The sequence below is a fragment of the Vibrio sp. SCSIO 43136 genome (assembly GCF_023716565.1).
Lineage (GTDB): Bacteria > Pseudomonadota > Gammaproteobacteria > Enterobacterales > Vibrionaceae > Vibrio.
This window is the reverse complement of the sequence record NZ_CP071849.1, coordinates 944,384-964,313: the sequence shown is the minus strand read 5'-3', so window position 1 is coordinate 964,313 and position 19,930 is coordinate 944,384. Positions and strand designations below refer to the sequence as shown.

The 19,930-nt window shown below is 44.3% G+C and carries 21 protein-coding genes; 10 read left to right on the top strand and 11 right to left on the bottom strand.

What is annotated here, in order from left to right; genetic code table 11:
* Positions 1 to 19 precede the first annotated feature (19 nt).
* Positions 20 to 568, top strand: a complete 549-nt coding sequence (locus tag J4N39_RS19205) for a sugar O-acetyltransferase (RefSeq protein ID WP_252023918.1) — start codon at positions 20 to 22, stop codon at positions 566 to 568.
* A 4-nt stretch (positions 569 to 572) separates the two neighbouring features.
* Here J4N39_RS19205 and J4N39_RS19200 read toward each other — a convergent pair whose 3' ends face one another.
* The 6 genes from J4N39_RS19200 to J4N39_RS19175 all read right to left on the bottom strand — a co-directional run bounded on the left by J4N39_RS19200 (position 573) and on the right by J4N39_RS19175 (position 6,340).
* On the bottom strand, positions 573 to 1,118 hold the full coding sequence (locus J4N39_RS19200; RefSeq protein ID WP_252023915.1) for a hypothetical protein: 546 nt from the start codon (positions 1,116 to 1,118) through the stop codon (positions 573 to 575).
* Positions 1,119 to 1,121: 3 nt separating this feature from the next.
* The gene (locus tag J4N39_RS19195) at positions 1,122 to 1,655 is read right to left on the bottom strand and encodes a YaeQ family protein (protein ID WP_252023913.1); all 534 of its coding nucleotides are present in this window, start codon (positions 1,653 to 1,655) and stop codon (positions 1,122 to 1,124) included.
* Between the two features lie 112 nt (positions 1,656 to 1,767).
* Positions 1,768 to 2,559: a sensor histidine kinase gene (locus tag J4N39_RS19190; RefSeq protein WP_252023911.1), complete on the bottom strand. Its 792-nt coding sequence runs from the start codon at positions 2,557 to 2,559 to the stop codon at positions 1,768 to 1,770.
* Positions 2,560 to 2,567: 8 nt separating this feature from the next.
* Entirely contained in the window at positions 2,568 to 3,863 is a 1,296-nt protein-coding gene (locus tag J4N39_RS19185; RefSeq protein WP_252023910.1) for a response regulator, read from the bottom strand.
* 11 nt (positions 3,864 to 3,874) lie between these two features.
* The gene (locus J4N39_RS19180) at positions 3,875 to 5,506 is read right to left on the bottom strand and encodes an ATP-binding protein (protein WP_252023908.1); all 1,632 of its coding nucleotides are present in this window, start codon (positions 5,504 to 5,506) and stop codon (positions 3,875 to 3,877) included.
* A gap of 12 nt (positions 5,507 to 5,518) precedes the next feature.
* On the bottom strand, positions 5,519 to 6,340 hold the full coding sequence (locus J4N39_RS19175; protein WP_252023906.1) for a phosphate/phosphite/phosphonate ABC transporter substrate-binding protein: 822 nt from the start codon (positions 6,338 to 6,340) through the stop codon (positions 5,519 to 5,521).
* Positions 6,341 to 6,498: 158 nt separating this feature from the next.
* Here J4N39_RS19175 and J4N39_RS19170 point away from each other — a divergent pair, with 158 nt between their 5' ends.
* A complete protein-coding gene (locus tag J4N39_RS19170; protein ID WP_252023904.1) occupies positions 6,499 to 6,681 on the top strand; it encodes a hypothetical protein in 183 nt (60 codons plus the stop codon).
* Positions 6,682 to 6,746: 65 nt separating this feature from the next.
* Here the strand turns inward: J4N39_RS19170 and J4N39_RS19165 are convergent, their stop codons facing one another.
* Positions 6,747 to 7,823: a mechanosensitive ion channel family protein gene (locus J4N39_RS19165; RefSeq protein WP_252023902.1), complete on the bottom strand. Its 1,077-nt coding sequence runs from the start codon at positions 7,821 to 7,823 to the stop codon at positions 6,747 to 6,749.
* Between the two features lie 148 nt (positions 7,824 to 7,971).
* Here J4N39_RS19165 and J4N39_RS19160 point away from each other — a divergent pair, with 148 nt between their 5' ends.
* A complete protein-coding gene (locus J4N39_RS19160; RefSeq protein WP_252023900.1) occupies positions 7,972 to 8,430 on the top strand; it encodes a GNAT family N-acetyltransferase in 459 nt (152 codons plus the stop codon).
* An 86-nt stretch (positions 8,431 to 8,516) separates the two neighbouring features.
* Positions 8,517 to 9,383, top strand: a complete 867-nt coding sequence (locus J4N39_RS19155; RefSeq protein ID WP_252023898.1) for a YdcF family protein — start codon at positions 8,517 to 8,519, stop codon at positions 9,381 to 9,383.
* A gap of 85 nt (positions 9,384 to 9,468) precedes the next feature.
* On the opposite strand, the gene J4N39_RS19150 is transcribed toward J4N39_RS19155, so the two are convergent.
* Positions 9,469 to 10,149: a DUF333 domain-containing protein gene (locus J4N39_RS19150; RefSeq protein WP_252023896.1), complete on the bottom strand. Its 681-nt coding sequence runs from the start codon at positions 10,147 to 10,149 to the stop codon at positions 9,469 to 9,471.
* A 242-nt stretch (positions 10,150 to 10,391) separates the two neighbouring features.
* Here J4N39_RS19150 and J4N39_RS19145 point away from each other — a divergent pair, with 242 nt between their 5' ends.
* The gene (locus J4N39_RS19145) at positions 10,392 to 11,324 is read left to right on the top strand and encodes an exopolyphosphatase (RefSeq protein WP_252023894.1); all 933 of its coding nucleotides are present in this window, start codon (positions 10,392 to 10,394) and stop codon (positions 11,322 to 11,324) included.
* A gap of 120 nt (positions 11,325 to 11,444) precedes the next feature.
* The gene (locus J4N39_RS19140; protein ID WP_252023891.1) at positions 11,445 to 11,966 is read left to right on the top strand and encodes an NUDIX domain-containing protein; all 522 of its coding nucleotides are present in this window, start codon (positions 11,445 to 11,447) and stop codon (positions 11,964 to 11,966) included.
* Between the two features lie 72 nt (positions 11,967 to 12,038).
* On the opposite strand, the gene J4N39_RS19135 is transcribed toward J4N39_RS19140, so the two are convergent.
* From J4N39_RS19135 to J4N39_RS19125, 3 genes are all read right to left on the bottom strand, one after another.
* Entirely contained in the window at positions 12,039 to 14,414 is a 2,376-nt protein-coding gene (locus tag J4N39_RS19135) for a VolA/Pla-1 family phospholipase (RefSeq protein ID WP_252023889.1), read from the bottom strand.
* A 21-nt stretch (positions 14,415 to 14,435) separates the two neighbouring features.
* Positions 14,436 to 15,695 carry an outer membrane protein transport protein gene (locus J4N39_RS19130; protein ID WP_252023887.1) on the bottom strand — a complete coding sequence of 420 codons (1,260 nt, stop codon included), beginning with the start codon at positions 15,693 to 15,695 and terminating at the stop codon, positions 14,436 to 14,438.
* A 275-nt stretch (positions 15,696 to 15,970) separates the two neighbouring features.
* Positions 15,971 to 16,750: a M48 family metallopeptidase gene (locus J4N39_RS19125; protein WP_252023885.1), complete on the bottom strand. Its 780-nt coding sequence runs from the start codon at positions 16,748 to 16,750 to the stop codon at positions 15,971 to 15,973.
* A 204-nt stretch (positions 16,751 to 16,954) separates the two neighbouring features.
* On the opposite strand from J4N39_RS19125, the gene J4N39_RS19120 reads away from it, so the two are divergent.
* The 4 genes from J4N39_RS19120 (at position 16,955) to J4N39_RS19105 (ending at position 19,913) form a co-directional block, all read left to right on the top strand.
* Positions 16,955 to 17,380, top strand: coding sequence for a hotdog fold thioesterase (locus J4N39_RS19120; RefSeq protein ID WP_252023882.1), 426 nt, complete (start codon positions 16,955 to 16,957; stop codon positions 17,378 to 17,380).
* A 3-nt stretch (positions 17,381 to 17,383) separates the two neighbouring features.
* Positions 17,384 to 17,617, top strand: coding sequence for a DUF3389 family protein (locus tag J4N39_RS19115; RefSeq protein WP_252023880.1), 234 nt, complete (start codon positions 17,384 to 17,386; stop codon positions 17,615 to 17,617).
* A 79-nt stretch (positions 17,618 to 17,696) separates the two neighbouring features.
* Entirely contained in the window at positions 17,697 to 19,376 is a 1,680-nt protein-coding gene (locus J4N39_RS19110) for an SgrR family transcriptional regulator (protein WP_252023878.1), read from the top strand.
* A 93-nt stretch (positions 19,377 to 19,469) separates the two neighbouring features.
* Positions 19,470 to 19,913: a DUF3291 domain-containing protein gene (locus J4N39_RS19105; protein ID WP_252023876.1), complete on the top strand. Its 444-nt coding sequence runs from the start codon at positions 19,470 to 19,472 to the stop codon at positions 19,911 to 19,913.
* Positions 19,914 to 19,930 lie beyond the last annotated feature (17 nt).

Genomic DNA, 19,930 nt, shown 5'->3' with positions numbered 1-19,930 from the left:
TAAAACAGAAAGAGAAAAAATGCTAGCGGGCGAACCGTATTTGGCATGGGACGAAGAGTTGCTGAATATGAGAGTTGAGTGCAGAAAAACGCTTCACGCACTTAACAACAGCATCCCAAATACCCCAGAGTGGAAAGCTGCCCAAGAAAGGCTGATCCCAGATGCGGAAAGTGAATTTTACTTGGAACCACCATTTCGATGCGATTACGGCAATAACATCAAATTGGGCAAGAATTTTTACGCCAACTTTAACTGCGTTATTTTGGACGTTAACACGGTTGAAATTGGCGATAACGTTCTATTCGCACCCAATGTGCAAATCTATACCGCTGGCCATCCTTTGGATGTGAAAGGCCGAGTTGAAGAAGGGATTGAGTTTGGTTACCCAATCAAAATCGGTGACAACGTTTGGTTGGGTGGTGGTGTTATTGTGTGTCCTGGTGTCACTATCGGTGAAAACTGTGTCATTGGTGCCGGAAGTGTAGTGACTAAGGATATTCCAGCGAATGTAGTCGCCGCTGGAAATCCTTGTAAAGTGATTAGAGCTATCGATAACGAAGCGAAATAATCATTTAGCTTGTTGGGCTGAACCAGTTTAGCACCCGGCTGAGGAGATTTGGCTTGGGTGCTTCTATTGGACTGGTTTGCTGGCCAATGTAATAACTCTTCATGATGGAGGTGCGCAAGATATCGGGATCTGCCCCCACTAAATGGGTCACTAAGTTCGCCGTCTTATCGGCATGATCATTGGCTAGGCTGAAGTCCATTCTTAGGTAGCCCTGGATCATGACCCATAATTTAGTAATCAACAAAAGCTCTTCAGGGCCATGCGCTTTAAACTTATCTCTGTGCTCAGATTCTAAATTCTCATCTATTACTTGCTTCATGTTAATCAAGCTATCCAATTGGTTTTCAAATGTGCTTGATGATTCTACATGGGCGTGAGTTAGCGTACCCAACAACATTTGCAATAACGGCTTGGTCGGGTTTTGACGACAAGCGTTGTTAAACAGCGGTTGGTATTTGGTACATATCTCATCAAGTAACATCTGTTCTTGTGGCACGAGCTCAAGTTCGGTAGCGCCTACCGATTGAAGATGTTGATACAAGGTGGTCATGGGTTATTCCTTAAGTGTTTCCCAACTGACTTCACAGTCTCCTTGCTCAGTATTAACGAAAATTGAATTGCCCGTCAGCATAACTGACATATCCATGGTACGAGTCACATACTGTGCAAGCGTTTCAATAGCTTCACTATCAAAACGTGTGACAGAGGCAGCATGCATAGAGAACTTGCCTTGGTTCTGATTCCACCAAACGTCGCTCTTAGAATTAAATGAGTAAACTCTTACTTCCTTCGCTAGGCGAGTTGCTTTCTTAATTCGCTCAACGTCAGGTTCGCCCACTTCAATCCAAACTAGGATTTGGTCATCTAAGCTTTTACGCCAGATGTCAGGTTCTTCAATGCTTGAAAGCCCTTTGGTGAACTCAAGATCCTCCTGGTCATTAAGGCAAAAAGCCATAACACGAGCCATCATACGCTCGAGGTTTTCTGAAGGATGCTGGGCAATGGTTAGGTTTACTGACGAATAATGGTCACGGTTCATATCAGTTAAGTTGATACGAAACTTATAAATAGTTGGTTTTAAAGCCACAATACTGCTCTGGTAAGAAATGTTGTACCAATTGTACGAGTTATTTGTGTAAATAAAACGAATAATTAGCGCTTGTTAGTCTTTGATGGTCAAGCTTTGATCAGACTAGCAATTATTCCGAAATGGAAGGAAAGGTTAGGGTAAAGCAAGTGCCTTGTCCCACTTGGCTGTTAACCTCGATAGATGCTTTATGTTCTTCGACAATGGTTTGGCATATCGCAAGGCCCAGTCCTGTGCCTGTTTGTGCGTCTTTAGTGGTGAAAAACGGCTCGAAGATTTGAACCAAGGTGTTTGGCTCCATTCCCGAACCATTATCTTCGACCGTAACTAGGATGCTTTCTTTGCCATCTTGAGAGTGGGTATGGCAGTTCACTTTGATCTGTCCGTCATCTTCACAAGCCTGAGCGGCATTAATGAACAGGTTCAAAAACAGTTGTTGCAATCGAGTCGCACATCCTTTGATTTGCTGTTCTTGGTCGAGGTTATTACAAATGACTTCAATGGAACTATTGTTGGCACTTTTGAACATGGAAATAGCGCCTTCTATTGGGGTACTTATATCGAGAGGCTCCATGATCTGCTTGGACTGATTTAATTGGCTTTTGTAGTTGGTGGTGATGCCGTGAACTTGCTGTAACCCTCGTTCAATGTCAGCAGTGAGTTCAATCAGTTCGTGATTATCCTCAGCAGTAAGTGGTAGATGGTTGATTTCATCCTTGAGCGTTTGTACTGAAGACATGACAAACGCCAAAGGGTTATGGATTTCGTGAGCAAGATTACCAGCCAATAGACCAATCGAAGCCAGTTTCTCGGCGTGAAACAGGCGTTCTTGCATTTTCTGCCTAAGCTCTATTTCATTTTTGAGCTGCTGTTGCAGTATCTTGATTTTTAGCTCTTCAGACATAAAGTACCTTAGATAAAGTAAGCCAAGCTAGTGCGGTTTTCTTGTTCGTAATGCTTAAGTTTGTCCAAAATGGCGGGACTGATTTCACTACCACGAGTCAGTAACGTCGTGCCGTTAGGCAAGACCAAATCTCGCCTTACAACGTCTCCAGCTTTTAGTTTGGCAACGCCAACACAGTATTCGATGTCGTGAATCTCATCTTTTGGTCTGTCCCTTAACACTTTGCGAAACGCTTGAACGACCTTGTTGTCATAGATGTCGCCACAATGGCTGGTAAGGTAGTTGATGGCGCTATCAGGGGATTTTAAGACCGTTGGGTCGGTTGTCGTAACTAGGTAATCGTAGTCTTTGACCACGCGGATAATTTTTGAAACCACGGGGATATCATCGCCTTTTAAATGCGCTGGGTAACCTGTCCCATCGTTGTTTTCGTCTTGGTGCTTAACAAACTCGGCAAGCCCTTTGAAACGGCTCAAGTTGCCGATAAGCTCGGCGGCTGCAACGGGGTTAGAACTTGGAGCGATATGGGACTGATTGAAGTTTTGGCTGATCACTTGGCTTTCGATATCCGACACCATACCCAATTTGTGTAGCATGGCCGCAAGATAAGTGTGCTGCACTTGGATATCAGATAAGCCTAGCTCGATGGCGACCATACGGCATTGATGAGATACACGCTCAACGTCTTGAGGTTCTCCTTCGGTACGAAAGGCGATCAGTGTGGTGATGAGCGACAATACATCTTTAAATAGTGCTGAACGGCTAGCATGGGTCTTTTGCAGTTTCGTATATGAGTCACGAAGCTCCATAGTTCGTTGTTGCACTTTTAACTCTAAGCTTTGGTTTACGGTTTCTAATTCGTCATTTTTATCTTTGAGTGCTTGTTGTAGCGTCTCTCGCTCCTTGATCAAAGCATAGTGTTGTTCAGCTTGAGCCACGGTTTGTCGAATTTGGTTGTTGTCCCAAGGTTTAGATAAATAGCTGTAGACGCCGCCTTGATTGATAGCGCGTGTTGTAGCTTCCAAATCGGCGTAACCTGTCAATAGGATACGAATAGCGTCCGGACAAATTTCCCTTGCATGGCTGAAGAACTCAGCACCATCCATCTCGGGCATTCGCATGTCAGATAAGATGACTGAAGGTTGAAACGAACTAAGTTCCTCTAATGCGGCTTTGGGCTCTGTAAAACCTGCTACCTCAAAGTCGCGACGGAAAACACGGGTTAAGGCTTTAACGATGTCAGCTTCATCATCTAAGATCATCAACTTCGCTTTAGGATTGTTAGTCGTCGTTTCGTTGCTCATTTAGTCACCCCTTATTGCATTGCCTGCTTGGAAGTTTGGGAGCTGTCGGGCTTCATCAGTGAAATGCTGACTTTTGTTCCCACTTCAAGCTGGCTATCAATCTCTATCGTTCCCTGGTGTTGAATTATGGTGTTGCGCGCTTGGGTTAATCCAAGCCCTGACCCTTTTCCTATTGGCTTTGTTGTGTAAAACGGGTCAAAGGCTTTTTTAACTTGAGCAGGATGCATGCCATCACCGTTATCTGAAATGGTCACTTGAATGGATTTATCATTTTCAGTGACATCGATGGATATCATTGCGTTAGGGGTGTTTTTAGTGGCGTATTGGGAGTTTTTAATAATATTTACAATGGCTTGCTGGATTTCAATTTCATCTAGGGTGAGACTGGAAATATCAGTGAAACAGTTTAGATTTACTTGAGAATTTGGCTCATATATCTGACTTTCTTTGATACTCGCTTGTATCAAATTGACGATATTGGTCGGGCGAGTGCTGGTTTGATTCTCAATTTGAGAATAGCTTTTTAGTCCATGTACTACTTTCTTCACTCGAGCAACATTATTTCTCGCATCTTGCAGGCTATCTTGAAAGTCCTCTTCCAAGTCTTGCAAAGAGTGCTTGGATAAAAAGGTTTTTATTTGGCTATCGGACAAAGATGAGTGAGAACTTGCTTGGGTGAGTTCATCAACAAAACTGCGAAAGTCTTCTAAGTATTCTTGAGAAAGTTGCAGGTTACTATCGATGGTACCTAGTGGGTTATTGATCTCGTGGGCGTAACCTGCTGCCATTGTGCCCACTGCGGCCAGTTTCTCAGTTTGGATTAACTTGGCTTGCGCCTCTTTTAATGCGATGTTGGCTTGTTCTAGATGTATGTTTTTTTCATTGAGTTCGGCGGTGCGCTCAGCCACCTTGTTTTCAAGTGATGCATTAAGCTCTTCTAATCGATTCTGATAGCCAAGCGTGGTTTGTTCTGACTTTTTGAGTTGCTGAACCATGGCGTTAAAGGCTTTTGCTACCTTGGCTACTTCATCTGAGCCTTGCTCATTGAGGGATATATCGCGGCGACCCTCAGAAAGCCTTTCAGTTGCCAACTGAAGCTTACCAAGTCTTTTGGTTAAAAAACTGCCAAGGACGTATGAGAAGAGGGCAACTAATGCCATTTCCCCAAGCACGATAAATGCTGTCCACTTTTTGGCTATAGCGATTTGCTCGTTTAACGAGGACATATCAAAACCAATTTGCACTTGCCCATATTGGATACCTGCTTCAACAATGGGTTTGGATACGTCATACACACCATCTGTTACTAGGTCTGCGCTCAGTTCAGGCTTGTTAAATCGATCACGGAACTCTTCTAAACCTTTAGCGGCAAGTATTTTCCCTTCTGCATTGAGGACCCTGACATAAAGTAAATCGGGGTTGGTAACAAGTTCGTCGCTATAAGAATCCAGTGACGCAAGGTCATAACTCAATACGGAATCTTTAACGGTACTGACAAACAAGTTGGCCGTGGACTCACCGCGAACCGTAAGCCCTTCATAGTTGGTTGTTTTTAGATAACTCAACGTTAACGTCACTAGAATCGCCAGCAGTATCGCTTCAATCAGTGCGACGCCAAAGATGGTTTTAAATTTAAGTGACAATGTAACCTCATCTTATTCCAATAAGTGGTCGAGCAGGGTGATTTCTAACGCTCGAATATCATCCCAATCGCTGTTACTCGCAGGTTCTATCCCCTTAAAGTTAATTGATTTAAATAGCGCTTTTCCTTCTTCACTGCTGTTCATGGTAAGCAAGGCGTCGAGCACATCTTGGACTACCTCTTTCTTGACGCTTGGGTGGGCAGCAAATGCGTGTGGGGTGTATTTAGGTGTTTCCCAAAGCACTTTCAGCTCTCGGTTAACAGATTCATTGGTGTTATTGAACGTTCGATAGACACCGCCTCCTGCGACAAAAAAACCTTTTGAGACTGATAGGTAAACCGAGTCGTGTGATGACACATAGTGTGGGGTGAACGGAATTTTATCGAGTTCGAGCTGCGCTCTAGGCAAAACACTTGCAGCGAAAGCTGCTGGTGACGGAAATGCCAAATTTGCCCCTTTTAAATCGCTAAGTTGTTGAATTGAGCTATTGCGGTGCGCAACGATAATTCCTTGAATAAATTTATCTTTTTGCTTGGCGAACGAAATGTAGCCCGGTTTTTGAGAAAACACCGTGTAGTGATATGGGTTCATATATGCGAAATCATATTCCCCTTTAGTGAGCCGATTCTCAAAGGTTGGTATGTCCTTTGCAGTAGCAAAGGTAATGGTATGCCCAGACACCTTACTGAGGTGCGCAAATATCGGTCCCCATTTTGCCGCCAAAGTTTTGGCAGATTGTTGAGGAACGACGCCAAAGGTCAAGGTATCTGCATGGGTCAATGCAGTAGGAGCCCAGAGCACCAGAGCAAACAAGAGTGAAGAGAGGTTTTTCATAAAAGGTTCCCATCGGTATCTAAGCCTTTAGTTGAGTTTAGACCAATAGGAATCATGTTGGATGGAAATTTGTTGCTAACGGTTTGTTTTACGAGTGAATAAATACAATTGCAAATGCTCGGAGGCATCGGTTAGCAGTATGGAGACAGGAGCAAGTTATGTTAAAGGTAGCTGTCGTTGGAATGTTCACAATTGGCTTGGCAGTCGGAGTTAACTTCGAAGATCATATCACTGAAGTAGTCGAAGCAGACAACTTAGAAAATGCCCACGAGCAACTGGTCGAAAGCGCCACAGATATGGCGGATGAGCTCTATACGAAAGTTAAAAAGGCGCTCAATTAGTTTTGCAAAATGCGAACTGTGCATTGCGAAATAAAAATATGGCCAGCGGATGCTGACCATTAAGATTATTGTGGATCAGTGATTTGCTCGACTTTTAGTGTCTGAGTAGGGAATGCGACATCGGCATCATGTTTGTGAATGATGGCTAGAATGTCTAGTAACACAGCCTGTTTGACCACGTGATATCTTTCCCAATTGACCGTTTTAGTAAAGGTATAGACAAAGAAGTCGAGAGACGATGGGCCAAAACTGTTGAAGTTAACGATCAAGGTTTGACTAGCATCGATATCAGGATGGATTTTAAGCATGGTCTTCACTTCATCGATGATCAACTGCAACGACTGGTGATCGCAATAGCGCACTCCAATGGTTTCAAAAATACGGCGATTGGTCATTCTTGACGGGTTTTCAACCACAATGCTACTAAATACAGAGTTAGGAACGTAAAGAGGTCGTTTATCAAATGTGCGGATAACTGTCATTCGCCAACCAATTCGCTCTACAGTGCCTTCGATTGAGCGGTCAGGGGAACGAATCCAATCACCTACCTTAAACGGACGATCGAAATAGACCATCACCCCACCAAAAAAGTTTGAAAGTAAGTCTTTTGCCGCTAGACCCGCAATCAAACCACCAACACCACCAAAGGTAAGTAAACCCGATAAGCTAACACCAAAGCTTTGCATGACGGTGAGAACACCGAGTATTGCAAAGAACAGTCGAGCTACTTTTGCAATGGCTTGCAGGGTAGTAACGTCATACTTCTTTTTATTGGCGAACTCTTCTTCAATGTTGTGAACCAAGCGAAACGTAATCCACGTCATGATGAAAATGACCAGTAGCGTTTGCAATGAGCCAAGCCAATCAAGGTCTCGATCGATATAAGTTTGAATGATCAAACCCGTTGAAGATATCGCAGGCCAACACCAAATCATGGTGCTAATCGGAGTTTTCAAGGCGACGATGAAAACATCGTCCCAACGCGTTTTTGTTTTGGAACTTAGCAGCTCTAAACGGGTGTAAATGAGTTTCCAAACAAGCCAGCAGATAAAGCTTCCCAGCGTTATTGCGAGTACATCGGTAAACCACGATTGTTGTGCAACAGGTATGTAAGAACGGAGCAGTTCAATGATTGCGTTCATATATCGAAGATAAAATTGATTAGAGGGTGTAATGGATTAATTTTATGGGCTTTTTTAGATGTGAACAAGAAAATGGGTGAGATCTCGTGCTTGAAAACTGATGAAAGTGTTCGACTATTAAGTAACGGAAGCAAATATAAGAGCAAATATGAACGCCATAAATCCGTTATTACTAAATGTCAGTAAATCGATAACAAATAAAGAGAGTACTGCTTGGCTTAAGTCCGAAGGGAGAGTCTGTGCCAGTCGCTTTCAACAGTCACTTAAAGATGAACTCTTTCAAGTGGCACTCGCAACCGATCGTTTCAATCAGCCCATCGGCTATTGTGCCTATTGGATCGATGTTGTGAACAGTGGTCGCTACTTTGATAAGCCAGTTCTCTTCTTTCAGGTTCATTATGTTTACGTTTTACCAAGTTATCGAGGAGCTGGGGTAAGCGCTAAATTGGCTGAAGTTATGCTGCGAGATATCCAATATCAACTTAATGGCTCATACCGTGTTGCCGCCTATTGCGACAAATCTAGCTATGTTAGTGATGAAGGTTGTGGCTTTAAGCGAATGCTGCATCGCCAACTACGCCACTTGTATGACCTACCTTTTGTCTAAGATGCGACACAGTTACATTACCACTATTGCTTAACTAAACGGTTACTGCTTGAATAACTGCGTTTTTATTTAAGGAGTTAGCTACGTTGAGCGAATGTAAGGTTGAGCAATTAGTTGTGGTGTTGGGTAAACGCTTGCAACACGATAACCTGACGCCAGAAGGAAAAAGCCGAATTGATGCGCTAATGTCGTATCTTACCCTACGTGATTGCTCAAATATTGCTGTGGCTTTTTGTGGCGGAATCACACCTTTGCAGAGTGTTTCTGAGGCTTACAAACTCCATCAGTACTTTGTAGAACTTGGTGGCGAACAACTCAATCTTGAAGCGGTTTTGCTTGAGTCGGAGTCGCTTAGTACGGTCCAAAACTTTCAAAATTTGGCTCAGAAGTTAATTGAGTCCAATCTTGTGAGTCAAGGTGAGCCACTAAAACTTACGCTGGTGTCCAATGACTACCATCTAGAACGCATATTTGAAATTCAGCAATTGTTGGATGCGCAAGGGCTACTGAGGGTATTGGAAAGCCGATGCACCAATGCTGGTGTAAATATTCATTTGAGCCGCAGTTTGGATGAACACATAGTAGCGCTTTATCCACACAAAGGTGTGGATGCCCAATTATTTCTGGCAGTTGAATCGCTCACTACCTACAGAGTCTACTTGGAAGGGGTGATTGCCAATGTATTTACTGAAAAACTGAGTGAAATACGATGCGAGCCACTGAGGCTGGCTAGAAATGCGCTGACCCAGATAGAGGACTTGGCACCAGGCACTTCGCATAGAGACTATCTGCAACCAATGCTAGTTCTACTTAGCCGTTGCATCGAATCAACCACGCCTGATAAGAGCTATGAGGAAATAACCCATTGGTTAGCGATATTAGATACCAACCTTACAATGCTTAATCGAATGTTAGACCCAGAAACGTCAATGCGATCTTGGTGGAAAGGCTAATGCGCCTTTAGTTGTAGTAATGGACAAAAAAAGCCACGCTTTAGAGCGTGGCAGGGCGTTCATGCTGAGTCATTTTCTCAGAGGCTTAGTTGTTTTGGCGGTAGTATTCCCACTCTTCAATTTCTTTGCCATCTTTAGTCACACAAAAACCTACTTGGCCTTCGCTGGTTTCTTTGATGGTGACTTCACCGCCTTGCTCTTCACAAAAGCTAGAAGCAGGGTTAGTCATGTTTAGTGGCTGTTCAGCCTGGCGGAAAAATTCCCACTCATCTACTTTGTCGCCATTTTCAAGCGTACAGGTACCGTCTAGGTTAGAAACACCACCTTGTTCCTCACAGAAAACCGCAGCAGGGTTGGCCATTGATGGCATAGACTCTTGTTCAGCGTGTTGTTGGTAGAACTCCCACTCTTCAACACGGTCACCGTTTTCAAATACACAGATGCCTTTATCACCATCTAGCTCGACTTGACCACCTTGCTCTTCACAGAATACAGAGGCTGGATTTGCCATACCCGGCATTACATCTGCGTCAGCTGTCTGTGAGCGGAAGTATTCCCATTGTTCGATTTCAGTACCGTCATTTAAAACACACAGTGCATCTTGACCATCTTTTGTCTCGATATCTTTTAGCTCGCCACCTTGTGATAGGCAGAACTCCGCAGCAGGGTTTGCCATTGAAGGCATTAGCGCAACGTCTTGAGCTTGCGTTGCAGCAGAAAATAGAGTTACAAGGCTAATTGAAGCTGCAAGGATAGTTGTTTTCATGATCAGTCTCCTAATAAACTGAATAGGTCTGTGTTCTTATGCAGAAATATAGTCGTGCTAACGGACAATTAGTGACAACATGTCTATATTTAGAGAAATTAGGCAAAAAGGTTATCACCAATTTGCGGCTTTATAATGAAGCTAACTATAAGCAACTTAACCAATTTGTGATAGTGGTTTTATGTCAAATCTATGTCATTTTGTAGATGAATGGCAGTTCAACAAAGACAAAAGGGAAAATAATGTCTGAGAAGAAATATCGTTTGGTGACGCGCAGCGATTTTGATGGCTTGGTATGTGCGGTTTTACTCAAGAAACTGGACATGATTGATGATATTAAATTTGTGCATCCGAAGGACATGCAGGATGGGATCATCGAAATCACAGAAAATGATATCGTCACTAACTTACCTTATGTTGAGAAAGCACATTTAGTTTTTGATCACCACTTGTCGGAGACGATCCGCAACAGCGGTGAACGCAATAATCACAAAATCGACCCCGATGCACCATCGGCGGCACGCGTAGTATGGGAATACTACGGAGGCTTCGACACTTTCCCAAGTGAATGGGCAGACATGATGGAAGCGGTAGACAAAGGGGACTCGGCCCAGTTTGACCGTGATGAAGTCTTGGATGCTCAAGGTTGGAACTTGCTCAACTTCTTAATGGATGCGAGAACTGGTTTAGGCCGTTTCCGTGAGTTTAGGATTTCTAACTATGCGCTAATGATGGATTTGATCGATTATTGTAAGAATCACACTATCGAAGAAATCCTTAGCTTGCCTGATGTGAAAGAGCGCATTGATCTTTACCGTGAACACTCGATTAAGTTTGCAGAGCAGATTCAGCGCTGTGCCACGGTTCACGATAACTTAGTTTTACTCGATCTCACTGATGAAGAGACGATATTCGCCGGAAACCGTTTCTTGATTTATGCGTTGTTCCCAGAGTGCAACATTTCAATTCACAAAATGTGGGGCTTCCAAAAGCAAAACATTGTCTTTGCTACCGGCAAATCAATATTTGACCGTGGTTCTAAGACCAACGTTGGCGAGTTGATGCTTAAATATAATGGCGGTGGCCACCAAGCCGCAGGAACCTGCCAAATAGCTGTGGACCAAGCTGATCAAGTTCAGCAAGAGCTTATTGAACAAATCACTAGCGATGGCTAAACAGCAATATTAGGTCAACACGCCCTAGGCAATATTTAGTCGAGCCCTCAAATCTCTGGATTCGAGGGCTTGCTTTTATTACACTGCGCACAACTTTTTCATGCAGTAATCAGCCAATCTATGAGACACCTTCGAACCACGACTCACCCTGACATCGAGCATCTTGACGACAAATCTATTTTCCAGCGCAAGGCGGCAAGAGCCATTGCGCTTAACGGCGAAGATATCTTATTGCTATATACTGAGCGCTATCATGACTACACCATTCCCGGTGGTGGTTTGGACCAAGACGAAGATACGATTGCAGGCATGGTGCGTGAGCTAGAAGAAGAAACAGGTGCGCAAAATATTCGTAATATCAAACCTTACGGTACCTACGAAGAGTTTCGCCCTTGGTATAAAGATGATGCTGATGTAATGCACATGATCTCTTACTGCTATGTTTGTGAAGTTGATGAAGAGCTAGGTACGCCAAATTTTGAAGATTATGAAATCAAAAATGGCATGAAAGCGATGTGGGTGAATATCCATGAGGCTATTGCTCACAACGAAAAGACCATTGCAGAGAGTGACAAAAAGGGCATGAGCATTGAACGAGAAACGTATTTGCTACATTTGATTGCGAAAGAATTACTCAATTAAGCGTCAATAAAGTATCTAAAAGAAAAAGGAGCTCGAAAGCTCCTTTTTTAGTGGGCGGAGTAATTCTAAAGATTACTCAAACACTGAGTTGCTGTTATCTACTGTTGCCAATGAATTGTCAGCGAAGAAATCTACGATTTGACGCTGCATTTCAGTGTGGTGGTAGTAGTCAGCTGGTAGCGGTGTTGTGTCGCTTTGTGGTGACACAAACGTGCTGTGCTGGGCTGTGTTGTTAAACTGCACCAAGAGTTGTGTTTGGTTAGTCGGCAAATTACCGCTATTGGCTACATTTGGAGTCACTTTGGTTGCGAGTGGCGTTGTGCCTGCAAATGGCGCTGTGCTTACACTGTTTGGCACGGTATCGTCGTCTTTTGACTGGATAAACAGTGCTGGAAGCGAATCAAATGAGGTGGTGCGGTACGCCATTGAAATAGGGTCGACCGTATCAATGACCGTTTGCGCTGCGTAGATAAATGAGTTAAATCCAGCCTCAAGTGTAGCCAAGGTTGCAGCATCCGCTAAGGATTCAAACTGGCTATAACAAGCGGCTCCACTCAGACTTGTACAGCTTTCTGCTGCATACGTTGCGTACTTTGTGCTTGCCGCACTTGCCAAGTTGTGTTTGATCAGCGGTCCATAGCTTGCTGATGCCAACAGCAGGTTACCGATCTGGCCACCAGAGTTAGCAATTGTCGCCGAGCCAAAGGTGAATAGTGCATCACCAGAAGCATTGTTCAGGGTTTGGTTGGCAACAGCAACGCTACTAAACCCAGTGATACCACCCAGCGAATGGCCTAAGAAGCGAGGCGCATTGGTGACCGGATTGTCTAGGTTAGCCAATGCAGTCCCTACTAGCGAACCTGAACTGTACTGATAAGTTAACGCCGCTCGTAGCCCCATAGTATCTAGAATGCTCTGACGAATGTTGTCGCGAGCGACCGCTAAATAGCTTAGGTTCAGGTAGTTCAAAATATTGCTGTTAGCCGATAGGCTATCTGCAATTGCTCGTTCACCGTGAATTGGATGATCTATAACAATCAAACCAATGCCTTGAGCCGCCAAGTTTTTAGCAAACGCATAGGCATTTTCTTTTGCTGACGTGATGCCATGTGAGTAAACCACAATTGGGAAGTTGCCAGTTGGAGTGGTCGGCGTAAACAGTAAGAAAGGCACATTTTGTAGCGACTTAATTTGCGGAACGGGAGCGTATTGCGTTACGACACGTTCAGAATCAAGCTGGCTACCATCTGACTTGGTCAGCGTTTGGCCAATCAGTGCGGCTTGTTTGGTTGGATCGGCCAAATCAGCGGCGCTATTAATACCGAGCGCTGCGAGCTGTGATTGTATGACACTGTCGCTAAAGTTGTTGCTGATAAGCGCCAAGCTTGGCATGGCCGAGGCGAATGGTGTTACGCCAAATGTCGTGGCACTGTTTTCAAGAAAGTAAGGGAGTGCAACACTACCTTTAGTGACTGTCACGGTGCTTGCGGTGTAGCTTGCAAGTATTGCAGCTTTTTTGGTTGCAGCGTCGGTATCGTCATCGGCAATGTACTTATTGAAGTTCGTGTCCGTATTCAAAGCTGTGGCAAAATCTTCACTCGTGCCAAAAGTAAAGGTGTAAGCTGAGCTTAGATCAACACTGTTCGGGTTAGCCCCATCTTTCCATACCGCACCAATGTTAGCTACGTCTATACCAGTTGCAATCGCACCTTTAGTGGCATAAAGCGAATCCCCCACGGATTGGGTTGAGAACCAAGTGGAGTAGACAATCTTGGTGGCGTCGATAGATGCGCCGGCCATGTACTGCTCAACACCTTTTACCACTTGTTGCGCAGACGCTAGATCACCAGATGGGTAGGAAACTTGGCTGGATTTAAGCGTGGCGTAGCTAGATGATGTGCCGACTGGGTCGCCATTTTTGTCAACGATATCGTCAGTCAGAGCAAAGATGTAGTTAGTTTTCTCATCCAGCGGCTCGGCGAAGACAATGTTGATCGAATCTCCGCTAGTGACGGCGGTAAAGTTGGTGATTTGACCAGTTATTGTCGGTGGTGTTGAATCGGTTAATCCACCCGATAACTGGAATATGTAGATACCTGAAGTAATGACAGTATTAGCTGTAAAACCCGCACCATCAAAGCGTAAACTAATTGGTGTAGTGATGCCCCACCCATCGGCCGTGTTCATTGATGCGTATGGGTTAGAAAGCGCAGGATTTGTGCCAGTTGGCAAGGCAAGCGTGCCGTCTTGTGTATCTCTTAGAAGGACACTTGGTGGCGGTACCCACGCATTTGCTCCACTGAGTTGGAAATCAATAGTTGTCGCTCGACTTTGCAAGGCTTGTAGATAAGCCTCAATCGCAACTTTTGATTTACCTGAGGATTCACTGTTATCTCCACAACCAGCAAGAATGACTGCCGATGCGAGAAGCGTTAACGATCGTTTCATTAGCATGTACGACTCCTTGCTTTATTGGTCAAATAGGTAGTTAACTTGGAATGCAGTAACGTAAGCGTTACCTTCACTTTCGAATGTATATTCGATGTCAGCGGCGTTAGTTTCTTTGAACGAACCTGATTTGCTGACAATTAGTGCAAAGCCAGCATCGAAGCTAAGCTTATCGCTGTATTGATACGTCGCACCTGCTGAGTACCAATGACGATCTGAATCTGGAATGCTCAGAGTCGCTTTGCCTGCTTGTTCATCAAGCGCTAAACCACCACGCAAGGTCCACTCATCGTTCAAATGATATGTTGCACCGACGGAGTAGCGATTGCTGTCTGAATAATCTTCTTCTTTAAGGAAACAAACACCACCAGCAAGATCACACGAGGAGCTAGTTGCTCGAAGCTCTTTAAATTTGCTCCACATAGTGCGTTGCCAGCTATAGTGAACCGCCCAAGTTTCGTTAAGTTGATGGAAACCAGATAGTTCAAAAATATCAGGAAGAGACACATTGAGGTCTGCGTCTGAAGTACTTGGCGCAGTCTTTGAACTGATAGACCCTGTGTGGTCAGTAAAGTCACCTTGGAACTCTAGGTCTACAGGAGAGCGGTAGCCTAAGCCAAAGCGGTTGTTTTCATCGAGCTCATAAAGCGCACCGACGTTCCAGCCAAGAGAAAAGGTGGTACCTTCCATTGAGATCAGGTCATCAGAGGGTTGGCCAGAGAAGTTAGGGGCAAGTGAACCTAGGTGTCTATTGAGCTCAGCAACAGCGTAGACGATATTGATACCCGCACCCACGCTAAATTGCTCGTTAACTTTATAAGCAAAGCTTGGGTTAAAGTTCACTGACGCAAGAGAGGTGTTACCTGCCATATCCCCAGCATCGATATCATCTGGGTAATCAGTAGCCACACCATAAGTTGTGAATAAGCCAATACCGTAAGACCATTTGTCATCAATAGGACTCACGAAGTAAGCCGCTGGAACGAATGCCATAGGCGCAACATCGGTAGACTTCTGAGGTTTGTTCGGATCAGTTACATCAGTGACGTTGACCTCTGGGTCAACAATCGACATTGCACCTGAAAACTGAGCTTGTTTAAACAGTGTCATCGCAGCTGGGTTACGTGCCAGCACGCTTGCGTCATCAGCGACCGCTGCTTCACCAGAAAATGCTCGTCCAAGTCCAGAAGCAGAATGTTCTGCAACTTGGAAACCCGCTGCATTAGCATTACAAGCCAGTAAGATTGAGGCAACAAGCAAAGGGCTTTGCTTTAATTTCATCCTTGACCCCCTTAGGGTTGGTTTTAATTATTAAATTTTAACTACCACCATTACGGTTCAATGCATGATAGTCCGATGTGAATATTTTGTTAAACAAATGTTTGGATTTGATGGTTGAATTGAGATCTTGATTTGCTTTTATAAGGAGTGAATATGCTCAATGGTGGATGTAAAAGTCATTAAAAACAGTTATATAAGTAATTGTTATTAACTAATCCGAGGTTTGACCAGTAAATTTACTCTACTGGTCGAACGGTTTTTAATCGAATTGGCTATTATTGACAGTTAGGCTTGCTGATTTTTGACTTAGGTAATCGAGTCATTGTCGTAGAGAGATCGTTGATTCGAGTCGAGTGGGAAGGGTGGGTAGAAAAGAACTCTGGTGGTTGGTTACCTCCAGAGGCGCGAGCCATGTTTTTCCATAACTCGACACTTTGGGCGGGGTCAAAGCCTGCTTTAGCCATCAATTGAAGCCCGATGATGTCAGCTTCTGATTCTTGTGTTCGGCCATAAGGCAAGATCACCCCATACTGTAAGCCAAGTCCAAGTGCTGCCATGGCGGAATCATGGTATTGGGTATCTTTAATTGCCACGTTGCCCACCTGCATACCAACAGCCGCCAATTGGCTGTTTGATAGCCTTTCGTTAGAGTGATCCGCTAATACATGAGCCACTTCATGCCCTATTACCGTTGCTAGTTGGTCTTGATTCTGTGCAACGTTTAATAGTCCGGTATAAACCCCAATCTTCCCCCCTGGGAGTGCGAATGCATTGACTTGGTCACTATCAAAGACAACCACTTCCCAAGCTTTAAAGCCCGGCTGGGACCCGACGTGCTTAGTGATGGCATCCGAGACACACTGAACGTATTGATTAATCTTTTTGTCTTTAGATATTTTTTGCTCTTGTTTGATCTGTTCAAATGATTGCGCCCCGAGCGCAGCCATATCGTTATCGGAGAACATGATCAGCTGTTTTCTACCTGTCGGTGACGTAGTACATGCCGCAATGAGGCTTACGATTGTCATGCAAAAGATGGTGCGTTTGATTGGCATGTAGTCACTCCTTGATACCAAGCAATAGTCTGGACTAATCAACTTAAAAACCGAGTAAAAATCGGTTAGTCTTTGAGGCTAATTCAATTGGGGTATATACGACCCCAGCAATTATCTATAAGTATAACCAATAACTTGCCGCAATACTTTTACCAAGACAATGATTAATCAACGCTCTGTATCGATTGACGTAAGGAAACCAGAATGAGTATTTGGAAAAAAGAGATCAGCCTAGAGATCTTAAACGCCACCTCCAAGGACACCTTGGTTGAGCACCTAGGCATTGAGTATTCACACCTTACTGAGAACTCGATTTCTGGAACCATGCCAGTATGTGCCAATACCCACCAGCCACTTGGGATGTTGCATGGTGGTGCATCTGTCGTACTCGCAGAGTCGTTAGGCTCTATTGCTGCAAACTTTGCCGTGGGTGAAGATGCCTATTGCGTCGGTCTTGATATTAACGCTAATCATGTCAGGGCGATGCGCAAAGGTTTCGTCACAGGTACGGCAAAACCAATGCATTTAGGCGCATCTACTCAAGTATGGCAGATTGATATCGTTGACGAGCAGCAACGCCTAGTGTGTACTAGCCGCCTTACCATTGCAGTGAAACAAAAAAAGAGGTAATTCGTGGTAATAGAGTTTAGCGCTGGCAAGATTATTATGAACCAATTTGAAATCGTGGTTCGTCTCAACGGAGATTTGCGTCTAACCATGCAAGCCCAGCTCGATGCGTTAACTATAATGGGGAAGGGCGCAAACATGTTGATTGCCAATGATAATGAAGTGAAATGGTCAATTCGACTCGATGATGAACTTCAACTTTCGAAAGTTGCTGAACACTTAGGTATCGCCATTCAATAAAATCAGGCTGGTGGAGTCAAACCCTTTGGGTATAAAATAGGAAATACGCTTGGTTAAGTAATAAAGAGTATTTCCCCTTATGAGTAGCCCTCGCTTAAGAATTCAATTCGAAACGTTATTTGAACACTATGCTGGTGAAGACAGTGATGTACAGCTAGAGGACATCACTGAGATCCTGTTTTGTACACGCCGTAATGCCCGTATTGTATTGAATAAGCTGGCCGAAGAAGGCTGGATTGAGTGGCATCCTGCTGCTGGGCGAGGGAAGCTTTCTAAACTCCTTTTCAAACGAAATAAGCAAGATGTGAGTGAAAATCTTGCCAAGCGTTACTTAGAAGAGGGAAAAATTGGCCAAGCGTTGAATGTGCTAGAACGAGACCCGTCTCGCTTAACCCAGGTCATACAGGACTATTTGGGTCTTCAGCACCAACAAGGCCAGCAAGTTATACGCTTGCCATACTACCGAGCGCTTGCCAACCTCAACCCGCATAAGCCAACGCGCCGCTCAGAGAAACACATCATTCGCCAAGTATTTAGTGGCCTTACTCGATTGGATGAGAACGATAAAGTTCAAGGAGATCTTGCCCACGAATGGGAGATGCTCAGCGATACACATTGGCGTTTCTATCTTAGGGCGAATATTCGTTGTCACAATGGCAATCTTCTCCACAACGAACAAGTTATCGAGAGCTTGACTCGTTCGGCAAAATCACCGCTGTTTGAGCACATCACTGATATTGAACAGCTCTCTGAGAATGTATTGGACATCAAGCTTTCTCAACCTGACTATCGCCTGCCACTACTGCTCACAGAAACCAACGCCAAAATTGTTCCCTACAGCGATGAAGAGAGTGAACATTCCGATTTAGTACCGATAGGTACTGGGCCATTTAGAGTTGTGAGTAATGATGATAAACGCTTGGTACTGGAAGCGTTTGATCACTATTTTGGCTATAGACCGCTATTGGATAAAGTCGAAGTGTGGGTGGTTGATGAAACCTTCTCGACTTTGGTGTATCCAAGCTTGCAACACCCTGTTAAACCCGATAGCCATGAACATGAAGAAGTCGATCTCGACCCTGGGTGTACATATTTGTTGCTCAATCGTCGCTCTGGGCTGGCAACGGACGAAGAATGGGCGAACTATTTTGTGGCAAAGCTTAATAGTTTCGCCCTGTTTGAAAGGCTTCCTAAAGATGAAATTGGTGAGCTCGGGTTGCTGCATGCTCATGGACTCAAACCTGGTTGGTTTCATTCCAAACCAGTGACAGGCGTACAGACTCCACCAAGTAAGAAAACCGTCAACATCGCTTACCATTGTTATCATCCGGGTTTTAAGCGCCAATCCAAAGCCATCGAAGAAATTTTAAGAGCGGACGGCCTCGAGGTGAATTATCTACGCTACGATGTCGATTTACCGTCGGATTCAAACGTGGATATCTGGCTAAAACCCATGGGGCTGAGTTCCAATCGCGAAGATGGCTTGGCAGGATGGTTGTTTGGCTACAGTGATATTGAGCGTATGAGCCAACCGGAAGAGTTTACCAAGTGGCGTACTTTAGTAAACGACTGGCGTGCGACATCAGATGGCGCATTCCCCGGCAAACAATTAAGTAAAAGCATCATAGAATCGAAACAGATCATTCCTATGTTTCACTGCTGGTTAGGTCTGAGTAAAGATCACTGTGGCTCATTACAAAACGCAAAAGCCAACGCATTGGGGTGGTTTGATTTTCATAAAGTTTGGGTGAGACCATAGGCCAACACCCTAGTCCGAAAGTTGAATTGCTAAATATAGTGATTGCGAAGATAGTGGTTGGTGACAATCAAAAGGGCAATGAAGGGACAATCAATGCAACTAGCACAACTAAATATCGCTTTAGCCAAATATCCTTTAGAAAGTGATGAGCTTAAAGATTTTGTTGATAACCTCGATGAGGTAAATGCGATAGCTGAACGAAGTGATGGATTTATCTGGCGTTTAAAAGATGAAAGCGGTGATGCGACCAGTATTAAGGTGTTTGAAGATCCAAAAATGATTATCAACATGTCTGTATGGGAAGGCGTTGATTCCCTTAAAAATTTTATGTTTCGCACCCATCATAGAGATTTCATGCGACGCAAAAGCGAGTGGTTTCACCGTTTAGCGGAAGACACCTATGTTTTGTGGTGGGTTGAAGATGGACACATTCCTACAATCGACGAGGCCTTGCAGCGGTTAGAACACTTGCGGCAACAAGGAGACTCCCCTCAAGCTTTTACCTTTAAAACTAACTTCACACCTGATGACCTGTAGCGATAAAAAAGCACCTA